The organism is Curtobacterium sp. MWU13-2055 (assembly GCF_023242305.1).
GTDB lineage: Bacteria > Actinomycetota > Actinomycetes > Actinomycetales > Microbacteriaceae > Curtobacterium.
Genome location: NZ_JALLIO010000008.1, coordinates 18,427 through 33,174, shown reverse-complemented (window position 1 = coordinate 33,174; position 14,748 = coordinate 18,427). Strand labels below are relative to the sequence as shown.

Here is a 14,748-nt window from a genome sequence, read left to right as displayed (position 1 = left end):
AGCCGTCACGCCGCGCGCCTCCGGGCAGCGCGGCGTTTCTGCGTGCCCACGCGGATGACGCGGACCGGTCGCGACTCCCCACGCGGGGAATGCCGAGTGGTCACGAAGTGCCGCCCGCGGCCGGACCGAGCGGCACTTCGTGACCGCTCGGCGGACACCTGACGGCAGGTCGTGCGGCCTGGAGGCACGACGAACGCCCGCCACGCGGCCTGCGTGACGGGCGTGGCCGGCAGGCTCAGGCGGCGTAGCTCCCGACGAGCCGCACGGCACCGCCGTCGACGCCCTTGGCGCCCTGCTCGAAGCCGGTCAGGTCGCGGGCCGACGTGGCGATCGTGCCGACGGGCCACGCGGGCATCCCGGCCACGCCGAGCGACTCGATGACATCCACCGCGGCGCTGGCGGACACCACGGCGAACATGCCGATGCCCAGGTTCCAGGTGCCCTCGGTGTCCTCGATCGGCGCGCCTGCCATGTCGGCGAGCACGCGGAAGACCGGAAGCGGCTGCCAGGTCGAGCGGTCGACCTCGATCCACGAGCCGACGGGCAGCACGCGCGCCAGGTTCGCCGCGATGCCACCACCGGTCACGTGCGACAGGGAGTGCACGGCGCCCGGGTGCTGCTCGAGCAGCTCCAGCAGCGGCGTCGTGTACAGGCGGGTGGGCTCGAGCAGGGCTTCGCCAACCGAGACGCCGCCGAACTCGGCCAGCTGGTCGGTGTACCCGACCCCGCGCGACGCCAGGATGTGCCGGACGAGCGAGTACCCGTTCGAGTGCAGCCCCGACGACTCGATGGCGAGCACGACGTCGCCGTCCTGCACCAGGTGGGCACCGAGCTGCGAACCGGCCTCGACGACACCGGTCGCGGCGCCGGCCACGTCGTAGTCGTCCGGGCCGAGCAGCCCGGGGTGCTCGGCGGTCTCGCCACCGACCAGCGCGGTGCCCGTCGCCGAGCAGCCGCGGGCGATCCCGGCGACGATGTCGGCGATGCGGTTCGGCACGACGCGCCCGCAGGCGATGTAGTCGGTCATGAACAGCGGCTTCGCACCGACCACCACGATGTCATCGACGACCATGCCGACCAGGTCCTGCCCGATGGTGTCGTGCTTGTCGATCGCCTGGGCGATGGCGACCTTGGTGCCGACGCCGTCGGTCGAGGTCGCGAGCAACGGGTGTGAGAAGTCCTTCAGGAACGACACGTCGTAGAGTCCGGCGAAGCCACCCACGCCGCCCAGCACGTGGCTGTTGTGCGTCGCCGCGACTGCGGACTTCATGAGTTCGACGGCCAGGTCACCGGCAGCGGTGTCCACTCCGGCTTCGGCGTACGGGTTGGGCATGCGGAGTCCTTCGCGGTGACATGGCAGACTTGTTCGGTACCCCCCGATTCTACGGTCTGGAGCACACCCGCGAATGTGCGGCATCGTCGGCCTCGTTGCACAGGGCCCCGCCAACCAATCCATCTACGACGCACTGCTCCTCCTGCAGCACCGCGGGCAGGACTCGACGGGCATCGCCACGGTCGAGGGTCACGTGCACCACATGCACAAAACCCGCGGCCACGTGCGGGAGTCGTTCCGAACCCGTGACATGCGCGCCCTCCTCGGCACCATGGGCCTCGGCCACGTGCGCTACGCCACCAAGGGCGCGGCGAGCAACGAGGAAGAAGCGCAGCCGTTCTACGTGAACGCGCCGTACGGCATCGTCCTCGTCCACAACGGCAACCTCACCAACACGCGGGAACTGACGCGTGAACTGTTCGACATCGACCGTCGGCACCTCAACACCACGTCGGACACCGAGCTCCTGGTGAACGTGCTGGCGCACGAACTGCAGGGACAGGTCCGCGGCACCGACCTCGACCCCGGGCAGGTCTTCGACGCCGTCGAGCGCGTGCACGAGCGGGTCGAGGGCTCCTACGCCACGATCGCCACGATCGCCGGCCACGGGCTCCTGGCCTTCCGCGACCCGTTCGGCATCCGCCCGCTCATCCTCGGCCACAAGTTCGACGAGGCCGGCCAGCCCGAGTGGGTCGTCGCGAGCGAGTCGCTGGTGCTCGAGTCCGGCGGCTACGAGATCGTCCGCGACGTCGCCCCGGGCGAGGCGATCTTCATCGAGATGAACGGGCAGATGCACGCCCGGCAGTGCGCGAAGAACCCGCGGCTCGTGCCGTGCTCGTTCGAGTACGTGTACCTCGCTCGTCCCGACTCGGTCATGAACGGCATCTCGGTCTACGACGCCCGCCTGCGCCTCGGCAACCGGCTGGCGGACACCATCGAGCAGTACGCGCCGACCGGTGACATCGACGTCGTGATGCCGATCCCGGACTCGTCCCGACCGGCCGCCATGCAGGTCGCGCGGAAGCTCGGCATCGAGTACCGCGAGGGCTTCTACAAGAACCGCTACGTCGGCCGGACCTTCATCATGCCGGGCCAGGCGGAGCGCAAGCGATCCGTCCGGCAGAAGCTCAACGCGATGTCGTCGGAGTTCAAGGGCAAGAACATCCTGATCGTCGACGACTCGATCGTGCGCGGCACGACGAGCAAGGAAATCGTGGAGATGGCCCGCGCCGCCGGTGCGAACGAGGTCACCTTCACGAGCGCCGCTCCCCCGGTCCGGTTCCCGCACGTCTACGGCATCAACATGCCGACGCGCGACGAGCTCATCGCGCACGACCGGAAGATCCCGGAGATCAACCGCGTGCTCGGCAGCGATCACCTGATCTACCAGGAGATCGGCGACATGCGGGACGCCATCATCGAGGGCTCCGACGTGACTGACCTCGAGATGAGCTGCTTCACGGGCGAGTACGTCACGGGCACCGTGAGCCCGGAGTACCTGTCCTGGGTCGAGGCGAACCAGCTCAGCTAGGTCGCGTCCGAGACGCACCCACCTGACAGACGGGAGGCCCGTGGCGGTGTCGCCACGGGCCTCCCGTCTGGAAGCGGTTGCGGCTACGGCCGCTGGTCGCCGTGCTCGTCGATCTCGCCGTCGACCGTCTCGGGCGGCAGCTCGACCTCGACACGCTCCGCCGTCAGGCGGGCCGCGCGCCGGGCGAAGACCCGGTCGAACACGACGGCGACGACCGCGCCGACGAAGGCGCCGATCGTGACGCCCCACAGGCTGAAGTAGCCCACCAGGCTGCCGAAGCTCGACTCCTCCTGCTGGCCACCGAGGTTCATGGTGAGCGAGACGACGATCAGGGTCGCGATGAACCCGAGCACCGCACCGCCGACGATGAACACCCCGAACTTCGGGGCACGACGGATCGTGACCTCGTCGGAGGTGGAGACGGCGTTCGGCGCAGGGGCCGGGACCGGCTGGTCGTCGGGTCGATCGGTGTTGCTCACCCACCCATTGTCCCCCACTGTGGGACGTCTCCCGGCCTGTCCGCGCAGTCCGATCCAGGAGAGGATGATCCGTACGCGTTGGTATCCCAAGGGCTGGAGGTGACACGGATGCGAGAACGGACCGTACGGGGACGAGGCCGCACCCCGAGCACCCCGGCGCGCGTGACCTGGCCCGTGATGCAACGCCACGAAGAGGACCGTGCCGTGTCCGTCGTCGCGGAGCACCAGTGGAGCGTCGCGCTCGTCGGTGCCCCGGGTCTCGGCAAGAGCACCGTCGCCGCCCGCGTCACCGACCGCGTCGCCGGACGGGACGCCACCGGGCGCACGGTCGTGGTGCCCATCACCGCCGTCGCCTCCGGGCGGTCGATGCCCTTCGGCGCGATCTCGGACCGCTTCGGCGAGCTGCCGGCGACCCTGTCGGAACTGTCCGACGACGCCGGAGCCGAGCAGCGCCTCCGGGCGATCGCCGGCCTGGCGGACCGCGACGTCCTGCTGCGCGTCGACGACGCCGACCACCTCGACGCGATCTCCGCCCGGTACGTGGCGTGGCTCGTCCGGCACCAGGGTGCGCGGCTCGTCCTGACCTGCCGTGACTTCACCGCACTGCCGGAACCGCTCCGCGCCCTGTGGCAGGACGACCTGCTCGAGCGCATCGACCTCGAGCCGCTCACCCTGCGCGAGACGTCGGCCCTGGTGGCCGAGGCACTCGGCTCGCAGCTCGAGAACGCCTCGGCCGAACGGGTGCACCGCGCGACCGCCGGCAACCCGCTCTACCTGCGCGAGGTCGTCCGCGCAGCCCGTACCTCGGGTGCCCTCGAGCACACGGCGTCCGGGTGGTACTGGCGCGGCCGGGTGACGGCGTCGAACAGCCTCGCCGACATGTACCGGACGGAACTCGGCTCGCTGCCGGAGGACCTACGCGACGTCGTCGACATCGTGGCGCTGGCCGACCCGATCCCGCTCGCGCGGCTGCTCGGCCTGGTCAGCGGTGGCGACGTCGACCGCGTGGTCGCGCTCGGGCTGGTCCGGATCGACTCGCTCGACGACGGCGCCGCGGTGGCCCGTCCGCAGCACCCCCTCGTCGGCGACGTGATCCGCGGCCTGGTGCCGGTCGCCCGCCGCACGGCACTGTTCGCCCGCGCGAACGCCTTCCGCGCCGACAGTCCCGAGGGTGCCCCGCCCGCCGCACGGTTGCGGTCAGCGCTCTGGGCGCTCGACTGCGGTGTCGTGCCCCCGGTCGAGCAGCTGCTCGACGCGGCGCAGGTCGCGGTGCGGCTGCAGGAGCACGAGAGCGCGATCGCCCTCGCCTCCGCAGCGCTCCGGCGGACGCTGCACCCGAACGAGCAGGTCGCCGCGCGCTGCCTGCGGTCGCTGGCGTACTCGTACACCGACGGGCGCGAGGCCGGTCGCGCCGACGCCGAGGCTGCCTGGGCCGTCGCCCGCGCGGACCCTGGCACGGTGGACGACGCCCTCGTGGTCGAGGCCTGCGAGATCCTCGCCAACATCCGGCAGTTCCACGACGACGACGTGCTGGCAGCGGTCGCGCTCACCGACGTCGCCAGCCGGCTGGTGTCCGGCGACGCGGTCGAACGGCTCCGCCTGCTGCGACTCGCACACCTCGGGTGGGGCGGACGGTTCGACGAGGTGCGGGCCGAACTCGAGCACAGCGGCATCGTGCACGCCCCGACGATCCCGTTCGCGTTCCTGTGCGTCGCCCCCTGCGCGATCATGGCGCTCGCCACGGCCGGCCGGCTCGACGACGCCTCGGCCCTCGGTCGCCGGGCACTGGCCACCGCGATCGAGCGCCTCGAGGACGCACCGTGGAGCGTCGGCGAGATCTTTTCAGTGCTGCACCAGGTGCAGGTCTGGCGCGGCGACCTCGCCGACCTGCTCACCGAGGTGCCGGTCCGCCGGTCGAACCCGTACCTGAAGTACGACTTCACCCTCGAGCTCATCGGCGACGGCAACCTCGCCATCGGCCAACGGCGCTGGGACGACGCGATCGCGGCGTTCTCGGCTGCCTGCGAGCGGTACGACGTCGCGGACCACGGCGGCTTCGCGGCCTACCCGTGGGCACGACTCGCGATGGCGTACGCCTACGCCGGTCGAACCGAGGACGCGACTCGTGCGCTCGACCGGGCGAGGGCCACCCCGCAGCGGGCGATGCGGATCACGGGCGAGCAGGTCGCGGTGACGATCGCCTGGACCGAGGCGGTGCTCGGCAACCCGGCCGGGCTCCGGCACGCCGACGACATCATCGACCGCGGGACGGCGAGCGGTGGGTGGACGCACGTCATGTACGCGCAGACGCTGCACTACGCGATGGACATGCTGAACGGACGCGAGACCGGTACCTCGCTCGGTCGCATGCGCGAGGCAGCGGCTCGGGTCGACGGTCCGCTCGCCGCGGCGATCGTCGAGTACGCCGACGCCCTGACCGCACGCGACCGGACGCGGGTGATCGCGGCGCAGGGGGTGCTCGCGTCGCACGGCATGGCGGTCACGGCCGGCCGGCCGAAACCACCGCTCACGAACCGCGAGTACCAGGTCGCCGAGCTCGCGGCGCAGGGGTTGAGCAACCGCCTGATCGGCGAGGAGCTCGGGCTCTCGACGCGGACCATCGACGCGCACCTGTCGCGGGTGTTCGGCAAGTGGGACCTGCATGCTCGTTCGGAGCTCGCCGGACTCTTCTGAGTCCACTCGTGACGCAAGAACGTTGCGCATTGCAGCACGACGCGCCGCGGCGGTTGACACGTTGTGTGGAACATCGCGTACCTTGGTCCCTGTCGCCGGGTTCGGACCCGTTCGGGTCGGGTCCGAATCCCGGCGACTTCAAGCGTAGGTTCGCAGTGCATGCGCCCGCATCGGTAGGGACTACCTAATTCGGTTCGTCCGCCTAGGTAGTGCTGAACGCGACTAGAGCGCGACCCGCACCGGCAGGAACGCCGTCAGGTCCGCACGCGAGCCGGAAGCGCTGACGCGTGATTGCGCGACGGCCTCGTCCCAGGTCAGCTCCGCGGTCGCGAGCGCGAGCCACGTCGTGGCGTCCGTCTCGACAACGTTCGGCGGCGTGCCACGGGTGTGGCGCGGGCCGGGAACGGCCTGGACCGCGGCGAACGGCGGCACCCGGACCTCGACGCTGTTGCCCGGCACGTCGTCGGCGAGGCGCTGCAGGGTCCACCGGACGGCCGTCGCGACGGTCGCCCGTGCCGTGTCGCCCTGCTGCACCGCGGTCAGTGCGGCGCGGCCGGCGGCGTCCTCGATCCTCCTGGGTGGCATCTCCACAGGCTAGCCGTCGCCTCGCGGGGGGCGAGTCCTGATCGGTAGGGTGATCGGGTGCGAATCCTCGTCCTCGGTTCCGGTGCCCGCGAGCACGCGATCATCACGGCCCTCCTCGCTGAACAGGCGGGCCACGTCATCACGGCTGCTCCCGGCAACGCCGGCATCGCCGCCGATGTCGAGACCGTCTCCCTCGACCCCACCAACGGCGCGCTCGTCGCCGAGTACGCGATCGAGAACGACGTCGAACTGGTCGTCGTCGGGCCCGAGGCGCCGCTCATCGCCGGTGTGGCCGACCCCGTCCGCACCCGGGGCATCCCGGTCTTCGGGCCGGGCAAGGCCGCCGCGCAGCTCGAGGGCTCGAAGGCCTTCGCCAAGCGCATCATGTCCGAGGCGAACGTGCCCACCGGCCGCCCGGTGTACGCCGGCACGGCGGAAGAGGCCGTCGCCGCGATCGACGAGCTCGGCGCACCGTACGTCGTGAAGGCCGACGGGCTGGCCGCGGGCAAGGGCGTCCTCGTGACCGAGGACCGTCAGGCCGCGATCGACCACGCCACCTACTGGCTGCAGCACGGGCACGTCGTGGTCGAGGAGTTCCTCGACGGCGAAGAGGTCTCGTTGTTCTTCCTGAGCGACGGCCACGACGTCCGCCCGCTCAGCCCCGCGCAGGACTACAAGCGCCTGGCCGACGGCGACCTCGGGCCGAACACCGGCGGCATGGGCGCCTACTCGCCGCTGCCGTGGCTGGCCGATCGGTGGGCATCCGAGCAGGCCTTCGTCGACGAGGTCACCGAGCTGGTCGCGCTGCCCACCGTCCGTCGTCTCGAGCACGAGGGCACCCCGTTCGTCGGGCTCCTCTACTGCGGACTCATCGTCACCGAGCAGGGCGTCCGGGTCATCGAGTTCAACGCACGCTTCGGCGACCCGGAGACCCAGGTCGTCCTCCCCCGCCTGGCGACGCCGCTGAGCGGGCTGCTGCTCGCCGCCGCGACGGGCCAGCTCGGGGGCACCCCGGCACCGTCGTTCCGTCCGGATGCGGCGGTCACGGTCGTGCTCGCGAGCGAGGGCTACCCGGAGAACCCGCAGACCGGCCGTCCGATCACCGGCATCGACGCCGCGAACGCGCGCGACGGCGTCTCCGTCGCACACGCCGCCACCGGGGTGCTCGACGACAGCCTCGTCGCCACCGGCGGCCGCGTGCTCAGCGTCGTCGCGACCGGGTCCGACTTCGCCCAGGCACGGGAGCGCGCCTACGCGGGCCTCGGTGACATCACCCTGCAGGGCGCGCAGTACCGCACCGACATCGCCGCGAAGGTCACCCGATGAGCGCCGCGCCCGTGATCGAGGGCTGGGACCACGTCTCGTCGGGCAAGGTCCGCGAGCTCTACGTGCCGACCGGCACCGCCGACATCCAGAGTGCGTCCGAGCTGCTGCTCGTGGCGTCCGACCGGGTCAGTGCCTACGACTTCGCACTCGAGCCACCGATCCCCGGCAAGGGCGAACTGCTCACCCGCTTGTCGCGCTTCTGGTTCACGCAGCTGAGCGACGTGCCGAACCACATCATCGGCCCGTCGTCCGGTGGCACCCCCGTACCGGCCGAGGTCGAGTCGCGGTCGATGCACGTCATGCCGCTCGAGATGTTCCCCGTCGAGTGCGTCGTGCGCGGGTACCTGGTCGGCAGCGGCTGGGCCGAGTACCAGCAGACCGGCAGCGTCTGCGGCGTCGCCCTGCCCCAGGGGCTGTCGAACGGCGACCGGTTGCCCGAGCCGATCTACACCCCGGCCTACAAGGCACCGCAGGGCGAGCACGACGAGAACATCTCGTACGAGCAGACCGTCGACCTGGTCGGCGCCGAGGTCGCGGCGACCCTGCGCGACCTGTCGCTGCACGTGTACACCGAGGCAGCCGCGATCGCCCTCGAGCGCGACGTCGTGATCGCGGACACCAAGTTCGAGTTCGGGCAGGACGCCGACGGCCGGATCCGGATCGCGGACGAGGTCCTGACCAGCGACTCGAGCCGGTACTGGGACGCCCGGGCCGACGGTCGGACGGACTCGTTCGACAAGCAGATCGTGCGCGACTGGCTCAGCGCCAACTGGGACCGCCAGGGCACGCCTCCGGTGCTGCCCGAGGCGATCGTGTCCCGCACCGCCGCGCGCTACGCCGAGCTCATCGAGCGCCTCGGCGCCTAGCTGATTCCTGCTGCGGGCCTGCTGCGCGGGCCCCGAGCGGGCCCCGACCGGGCCCCGACCGGTCACGACACCCCGCTCACATCCGGCGACCGGTCACGAGCCGTCGTTCAGACCCCCGGCGCCTGACCGTTCGTGACCGTCCGGCGGCGCGCCGACGGCACGTCGTGACCAGTCGACGAGCGACCAGTCCCGACCTGCCGACGACCTGCCGACGGCGCGTCGTCAGAGGTCGCGCGCGACGACGACGACGGTCAGGTCGTCGCCCGGGTCGTGGTCGACCGCACGTGACCGCACCCGCTGGAGGAACGTCGCGATGTCCGGCGAGCCGCGGTAGAGCTCCCCGAGCTGCGACAGCGACGCGAGCGTGGAGTCCCACAGCTCGAGCGCGCCGTCGCTGACCACGATGACCACGTCACCCGGACGCATGACGAGCGACCCGGAGGCACGTTCGATGCCCGCGGGGTGCAGCCCGATCGGCAGGTCCGACGACCGCAGGATGCGCTCGGCGCCGTCGTCGCGGAGCTGCAGGACGAGGCCGTGTCCGGCGTCGGTGAAGTCGATCCGGCCGGTCGAGGGCGTGAGGCGGCCGTGGAACATCGTCGCGAACGACTCGGCGCGGCTGAGGTCGGGTGCGACCTGCGCCTCGAGCTCGGCGACGGCGACGTCGGGTGCCAGGTCGCCGCGGGCGAGCAGTGCGCCGCGGATGTTCGCGGCGAGCAGCCCAGCGGACATGCCCTTGCCCATGACGTCCGCCACGGTCAGGTGCACGGCGTCGTCGCCGGAACGGTGCCAGTCGTGGAAGTCGCCGGAGACGACGCCGTGCGGCACCGACAGCCCCGCGATCCGGTAGCCGGGCACGTCAACCGTGCCGGGTTCGAGCCCCGCGAGCACGGACCGCAGGCGGTCCTCGTCGGCACCGGCTGCCAGTTCCCGCTCGGCCCAGACACCGAGCTCCTGGAGCAGGGCGACCTCGTCGGCGTCGAGGGTCCGTGGTTCCGGGTCGATGAGGCAGAGAGTGCCGACCTTGACGTCGTCGTCGCCGAGCCGCAGCGGGACCCCTGCGTAGAAGCGGACGTTCGGGTCGCCGACGACCATCGGCATGTCGGAGTAGCGGGCGTCGATGCGCGCATCCGGCACGAGCACGGGGCCGCGCTCCCCCAGCGTGCGCCCGCAGAAGGTGTCCTGCAGCGGGATGACCGGTCCGAAGTGGCTGTCGCTCTGCTGGGACTTGATGGTCAGCGAGGTCTCGCCCGCCAGGTTCAGGAAGGAGCCGGAGACACCGAGGGCTTCACGCGCGATGCGGGTGATCCGGTCGAAGCGTTCTTCGGCGCCACCCTCGACCACGTCGAGTGCGGCGAGCAGCGCTGCGCGGCGCACGGCGTCGGGCGCGCCGGTGACTGGGACGGTCGTCGCTGTCTCCGAGTGCATGCACCCACGCTAACGCGCCAACCGGACAGGGCCTGTCCCCACTACGGAGGACGCACCACCCCAGTCCGCGGGGCAGGCTCGCCGAGCGCTCGGCGGTCGACCCTGGTCCGGCGCGGCCCGGTGCCGGACTACCCTGGACGCGTGTCCCGCCGTGTCCTGCCCGCTGTCGCCCTCGCTGCGGCGGCTCTGGTGACGCTCGCGGGGTGCGGCGCCCACGACTCGACCGGCCAGGTCTCGGTCACCGTGTCGGACAACGCCGCCGACCACCCGTACGAGGTCAAGGTCTTCGCGTCGACGGGCAAGCTCTCCGAGCACCAGCGGGTGTTCCCCGGAGGCACCGCGGACTTCGCGGGCGTCCCGCTCGGCAAGGTGACGGTCCGCGCGGGCTCGCTGTGCCCGCAGACGACGACGGTGACGAACGACGCCGTCGCGACGGTCACCCTGACGACGACGGGCTGCTGAGCGCGGTTCGGTTCAGACCGCGCCCGGACCTCGCGCGATCGTCTCGTGCGGCTGCTCGCCGAAGCGTGCGCGGTAGTGGGCGGCGAAGCGACCGAGGTGCGTGAACTGCCAGCGCCGGGCGACGTCGCTCACCAGCAGCCCGCCCGAACGCGATCGGCCGAGTTCGAGGTGGACCCGGTCGAGCCGCACCTCGCGCAGGTACTGCATCGGCGTCACCGCGAGCCGCCGGCGGAAGAGGTCCTGCACGCCGCGCTCGCTCAGGCCGCACGAGTCCGCGATGTCGGCCACCGAGAGCGGCTGGTCGGCCTGGTCGTGCACGAAGCGGATCGCACGACGCATCCGGTGCTCGACGTCGGACCGTGACGGCGAGAACGTCGACAGCACGACCGTCGCGATGCGTCGGTTCAGGGCGGCTCGCTCGTCGGCCGGCAGCGCGGGGTCGAGGACGCGACCGGTGACGTCGCGGAGGAGTGCTCGGAGGGGTTCGATCCGAGGGTCGGCGGCGTCCGGTTGCCGGAACTCGGCCGCTGGACCGCCGCCGCCGAGCAACGCCGTCGACAGGTGCAGCAGGGTCATCGCCGTGGCGTCGGTGTCGAAGCCGTACGCCACCGAGGCGGAGAGCATCATCGGGCGTTCGGCGCCGACGTCCCAGCTCGAGCCGTCGTCCGCGGTCAGGCGGGCACGGCCGTCGGCGAGCCAGAAGACCACGTGGTCCGGTCGGGGGCCGATCGTGCCGGAGCGGTGTCCGTGCGTCCCGATGCGCCGGATCGACAGCTCCGCGTCACCCCCGGTCACGTAGTCCATGGGCGCAGCGTTGATGGGCACAGCATCGAAGGGCACAGCGTCCATCGGAACAGTGCCTCCGCTCACCCCGCTGCGGACGGTCCGGCACGGGAATCGGAACGCTACCGCACCGGACGACCGGGGCGGGCAACGACCGCCCCGGACCGCTCAGGACGGGTCCGGCACCTGGTCCCACTCGTCGGCGTACCGCGAGAGCACCGTCCACCGTGACACCGGCCACGTGGTGATGAACGCACGACCGACCACGTCGTCGACCGGCACCGTGCCGTGCACGCGGGAGTCCGCCGAGTTGTACCGGTTGTCGCCCATCACCCAGATGCGCCCCTTCGGCACGGTGATGTCGAAGTCGGTGCCGGAGACCCGGTCCGACCCGATCTCCGGCACGACGTACGGTTCGTCGACCGGGTGGCCGTTCACCGACAGGTGTCCGCCGGTGCCGCAGCACGAGACGGTGTCGCCGGGCAGGCCGATCACGCGCTTGATCAGGTCGTCGCCCTGCCCGGTGCCGAGCCAGCCGCCCGGGTCCTGGAACACGACGACGTCACCGCGCTGCAGCGGCACGGCGCCGGGGACGAGTTCGTTGACGAGCACGCGGTCGCCGATCAGCAGCGTGTTCTCCATCGACGCGGACGGGATGTAGAAGGACCGGACCAGGTAGGTCTTCACCAGGAACGACGCCAGCAGCGCCACGACGACGATGACGACGAGGTCGCGGAGGAACTTCCAGCCGGCCCGCTTCGGCTTCGGCTCGGACTCGGTGGCACTCAATGCGTCAACACCACCTTCACGAGACCGATCACGAAGGCCAGGGCGGCCAGCACGATGCCGCCCCAGAGTCCGAGGAACGTGGGCCGCTTGCCGCTGAACCGCTGCATGAAGACGCCGACCATGCCGATGCGCACGACCAGGATGACCAGGGCGGCCGTCTGCGCCCACCCCGTCGGGATCCACCCGATCCACGCCACCGCGTACAGCACCGCGGGGATGAGCCCGGACGTCGCGATCGGGTTCGCGTTCCGCATGATCGTCAGGACCGATTCGCGCCGGGCGTCGTCCGTCTGGGAGTCGTCGCCGCCGAGGCCGTGCGCCACCAGGTGCGCGAGCACGTGCGCCAGGTAGGTCAGGACCGCGGTCGCCAGGACGGCCCAGATCGCCGACCCGTGGTGGATGGCGGCCGGGTCGACGGCGATCGCGGCGGCGAGCACCGTGATGTTGCCGTAGATGTAGGACGACATCCGGTCGCGGACGTGCTCGATCGGCAGGTCGCGCGGGTCCGGACGACCGCCGCGGGGTCCGCGTCCGCGTCCGAGCGGTGGTCGTGTGCGTGGCATCCGTCCATCTTGGCCCTCGCGTGCCGGTCCTCGCCGACAGGACACCGAGTGCGATGGCCACGCGCGTGGCCGGTTCCGGCAGACTGGGTGGCGATCGGTGCGACGGCGCACCGGACAGGAGGCCCGTATGACGTCCGCACGACCACTCGCCCTGGTGACCGGCGTGGGCCGCAGAGCCGGCATCGGCGCGGCGCTCGCCACCCGTCTGGCGACCGACGGCTGGGACCTGGCCATCTCGTGGTGGGGCCCGTACGACGACCGCGTGAGCGGTGGGGCGGATCCCGACGGGGTCGAGTCCGTCGTGCAGGAGTGCGAGTCGGTGGGTGCACGCGTGACGCGCCTCCCGGTCGACCTGGAGGACCCGGACCAGGCGGCCGCCCTGGTCGGCCGCGCCGAGACCGAGGCGGGCGCCCCCGTCACCGCGCTGGTGATGTCGCACTGCGAATCGGTCGACTCGGACGTCCGGACCACGACTGTCGAGTCGTGGGACCGGCACTTCGCGGTCAACGCCCGCGCGCCGTTCCTGCTCGTGCAGGCGTACGCGGCCGCACTCGAACGTGCTGGCGACGCCGCACCGCGGGACCGCCGGCGGATCATCGCGCTGACGAGCGACCACATCGCGTACAACCTGCCCTACGGGGCGTCGAAGGGGGCGCTCGACCGCCTTGTGTTCGGTGCCGCGAAGGAGCTCGGCAGCCTCGGCGTCAGTGCGAACGTGGTGAACCCCGGCCCGAACGACACCGGCTGGATGTCCGACGACGTCAAGCGCTGGGCGGTCGAGGGCACGCCGCTCGGCCGACTCGGACGACCGTCGGACACCGCTGCGCTCGTCGGGTTCCTCTGCTCGGAGCAGGGGCGCTGGGTGAACGGGCAGCTACTGACGTCGGACGGCGGGATCTCGAACCGCGCGTGACCCTGCCGGCGGACCGCGTCAGCCGCGACCGGGCGCGGTCACCTCGATGCGGTTCGCCCACGGGTCCTCGAAGGCGACCGTCCGGCCGTCGTCGGCGGTCTGCACCCCGGTGTCGTGCATGCGTGCGACGAGGGCACCGAGGTCGTCCGACCCAGGCACTTCGATCCGCACGAGGCCCAGCCCGAGCGCGAGCTGGCGGCGCCCGGCCCCGCGGGAGTTCCAGGTGTTCATCGCCATGTGGTGGTGGTACCCGCCGGCGCTGACGAACAGGGCCTCGCCCCACCCGGCCGTCGTCGCGAAGCCGAGCTTGTCGACGTAGAAGTCCTTCGCGCTGGCGACGTCGCCGACCGACAGGTGCACGTGGCCGACCCGACCCGGCGCGTTCGACGCGGACGCCACCGCGTCGGCCGTCAGGTGCTCCTGCAGGAACGCGTTCGGGTCGACGTACTTCGTGTCCATGTCGACCATGCCGTGCGTCCACGACCACTCCGTGCGGTCGCGGTCCCAGTACAGCTCGACGCCGTTGCCCTCGGGATCGGTGAAGTAGAACGCGTTGCTCACCAGGTGATCGGCGCTGCCGGTGAAGGTCTGCGGGAACTTCGTCGCGACCGAGTAGAGCGCGGCAGCCAGGTCGGCCCTCGTGTCGAACAGGATCGCGGTGTGGAACAGGCCGGCGTCGTGCGGGCCGGCGTGCTGCATCGACGGCGCGTGCTCGAGGATCACGATCGGGACCGCCAGGCCACCGGCGCCCGGTCGCCCCAGCACGGCGACGCCGCCCTCGTTCGAGAGCAGCGAGAGCTGGACGCCGTCGCGGTAGTAACCGATCATCCGGTCGAGGTTCGCGACGCGGAGGGTGACGGCACCCATCCCGGTGTCGGCGGCGAGGAGGTCCTGCGTGTGCATGGCACCAGTGTGCGCCCATTTGGTTGACGCGTCAACCAAATGGGTTCATCGGTGGTCGCGGCGAGTTTCGTGGTGGGCGACACTTCTCGCGGC

General features: G+C 71.5%; 14 protein-coding genes. 6 read left to right on the top strand and 8 right to left on the bottom strand.

The window, feature by feature from the left end; translation table 11 throughout:
• Window positions 1–235 precede the first annotated feature (235 nt).
• Window positions 236–1,333: a phosphoribosylformylglycinamidine cyclo-ligase gene (gene purM, locus M4960_RS15200; protein ID WP_248704677.1), complete on the bottom strand. Its 1,098-nt coding sequence runs from the start codon at window positions 1,331–1,333 to the stop codon at window positions 236–238.
• A gap of 73 nt (window positions 1,334–1,406) precedes the next feature.
• Here purM and purF point away from each other — a divergent pair, with 73 nt between their 5' ends.
• Window positions 1,407–2,864 (top strand): amidophosphoribosyltransferase, encoded by a 1,458-nt coding sequence (purF, locus tag M4960_RS15195; RefSeq protein WP_111085568.1) that lies wholly within the window; start codon window positions 1,407–1,409, stop codon window positions 2,862–2,864.
• 83 nt (window positions 2,865–2,947) lie between these two features.
• Here purF and M4960_RS15190 read toward each other — a convergent pair whose 3' ends face one another.
• A complete protein-coding gene (locus M4960_RS15190) occupies window positions 2,948–3,343 on the bottom strand; it encodes a hypothetical protein (RefSeq protein WP_111085569.1) in 396 nt (131 codons plus the stop codon).
• A 162-nt stretch (window positions 3,344–3,505) separates the two neighbouring features.
• Here M4960_RS15190 and M4960_RS19815 point away from each other — a divergent pair, with 162 nt between their 5' ends.
• Window positions 3,506–6,037, top strand: a complete 2,532-nt coding sequence (locus M4960_RS19815; protein ID WP_248704676.1) for a LuxR C-terminal-related transcriptional regulator — start codon at window positions 3,506–3,508, stop codon at window positions 6,035–6,037.
• 222 nt (window positions 6,038–6,259) lie between these two features.
• Here the strand turns inward: M4960_RS19815 and M4960_RS15180 are convergent, their stop codons facing one another.
• Window positions 6,260–6,622 (bottom strand): sterol carrier family protein, encoded by a 363-nt coding sequence (locus M4960_RS15180; protein ID WP_131846930.1) that lies wholly within the window; start codon window positions 6,620–6,622, stop codon window positions 6,260–6,262.
• A 57-nt stretch (window positions 6,623–6,679) separates the two neighbouring features.
• On the opposite strand from M4960_RS15180, the gene purD reads away from it, so the two are divergent.
• Together purD and M4960_RS15170 are read left to right on the top strand one after the other, a co-directional pair.
• A complete protein-coding gene (gene purD, locus M4960_RS15175) occupies window positions 6,680–7,948 on the top strand; it encodes a phosphoribosylamine--glycine ligase (protein WP_248704675.1) in 1,269 nt (422 codons plus the stop codon).
• On the top strand, window positions 7,945–8,814 hold the full coding sequence (locus M4960_RS15170; protein WP_248704674.1) for a phosphoribosylaminoimidazolesuccinocarboxamide synthase: 870 nt from the start codon (window positions 7,945–7,947) through the stop codon (window positions 8,812–8,814). The genes purD and M4960_RS15170 overlap by 4 nt, the downstream gene beginning before the upstream one ends.
• Before the next feature lie 222 nt (window positions 8,815–9,036).
• On the opposite strand, the gene M4960_RS15165 is transcribed toward M4960_RS15170, so the two are convergent.
• Window positions 9,037–10,242: a PP2C family protein-serine/threonine phosphatase gene (locus M4960_RS15165; RefSeq protein ID WP_131921262.1), complete on the bottom strand. Its 1,206-nt coding sequence runs from the start codon at window positions 10,240–10,242 to the stop codon at window positions 9,037–9,039.
• Window positions 10,243–10,383: 141 nt separating this feature from the next.
• Between M4960_RS15165 and M4960_RS15160 the strand changes: the two genes are divergently transcribed.
• Window positions 10,384–10,704 carry a hypothetical protein gene (locus M4960_RS15160; RefSeq protein ID WP_123340134.1) on the top strand — a complete coding sequence of 107 codons (321 nt, stop codon included), beginning with the start codon at window positions 10,384–10,386 and terminating at the stop codon, window positions 10,702–10,704.
• A 12-nt stretch (window positions 10,705–10,716) separates the two neighbouring features.
• Here the strand turns inward: M4960_RS15160 and M4960_RS15155 are convergent, their stop codons facing one another.
• The 3 genes from M4960_RS15155 to M4960_RS15145 form a co-directional block, all read right to left on the bottom strand.
• Window positions 10,717–11,508, bottom strand: coding sequence for an AraC family transcriptional regulator (locus M4960_RS15155; protein ID WP_131846926.1), 792 nt, complete (start codon window positions 11,506–11,508; stop codon window positions 10,717–10,719).
• A 147-nt stretch (window positions 11,509–11,655) separates the two neighbouring features.
• On the bottom strand, window positions 11,656–12,276 hold the full coding sequence (gene lepB / locus M4960_RS15150) for a signal peptidase I (protein WP_123293649.1): 621 nt from the start codon (window positions 12,274–12,276) through the stop codon (window positions 11,656–11,658).
• Entirely contained in the window at window positions 12,273–12,839 is a 567-nt protein-coding gene (locus tag M4960_RS15145; RefSeq protein ID WP_248704673.1) for a hypothetical protein, read from the bottom strand. The genes lepB and M4960_RS15145 overlap by 4 nt, the downstream gene beginning before the upstream one ends.
• Window positions 12,840–12,966: 127 nt before the next feature.
• Here M4960_RS15145 and M4960_RS15140 point away from each other — a divergent pair, with 127 nt between their 5' ends.
• Window positions 12,967–13,752 carry an SDR family oxidoreductase gene (locus tag M4960_RS15140; RefSeq protein WP_131846924.1) on the top strand — a complete coding sequence of 262 codons (786 nt, stop codon included), beginning with the start codon at window positions 12,967–12,969 and terminating at the stop codon, window positions 13,750–13,752.
• 18 nt (window positions 13,753–13,770) lie between these two features.
• On the opposite strand, the gene M4960_RS15135 is transcribed toward M4960_RS15140, so the two are convergent.
• Complete coding sequence (locus M4960_RS15135; protein WP_248704672.1) at window positions 13,771–14,655, bottom strand: VOC family protein; 885 nt, start codon at window positions 14,653–14,655, stop codon at window positions 13,771–13,773.
• Window positions 14,656–14,748 lie beyond the last annotated feature (93 nt).

What these genes read in the sequence shown, in the direction of transcription:
- purM (WP_248704677.1), bottom strand. Translation starts at nt 1,333, where the DNA reads ATGCCCAACCCGTACGCCGAAGCCGGAGTGGACACCGCTGCCGGTGAC.
- M4960_RS15135 (WP_248704672.1), bottom strand. Translation starts at nt 14,655, where the DNA reads ATGCACACGCAGGACCTCCTCGCCGCCGACACCGGGATGGGTGCCGTC.
- M4960_RS15145 (WP_248704673.1), bottom strand. Translation starts at nt 12,839, where the DNA reads ATGCCACGCACACGACCACCGCTCGGACGCGGACGCGGACCCCGCGGC.
- M4960_RS15140 (WP_131846924.1), top strand. Translation starts at nt 12,967, where the DNA reads ATGACGTCCGCACGACCACTCGCCCTGGTGACCGGCGTGGGCCGCAGA.
- M4960_RS15165 (WP_131921262.1), bottom strand. Translation starts at nt 10,242, where the DNA reads ATGCACTCGGAGACAGCGACGACCGTCCCAGTCACCGGCGCGCCCGAC.
- M4960_RS15180 (WP_131846930.1), bottom strand. Translation starts at nt 6,622, where the DNA reads ATGCCACCCAGGAGGATCGAGGACGCCGCCGGCCGCGCCGCACTGACC.
- M4960_RS15170 (WP_248704674.1), top strand. Translation starts at nt 7,945, where the DNA reads ATGAGCGCCGCGCCCGTGATCGAGGGCTGGGACCACGTCTCGTCGGGC.
- M4960_RS15155 (WP_131846926.1), bottom strand. Translation starts at nt 11,508, where the DNA reads ATGGACTACGTGACCGGGGGTGACGCGGAGCTGTCGATCCGGCGCATC.
- purF (WP_111085568.1), top strand. Translation starts at nt 1,407, where the DNA reads ATGTGCGGCATCGTCGGCCTCGTTGCACAGGGCCCCGCCAACCAATCC.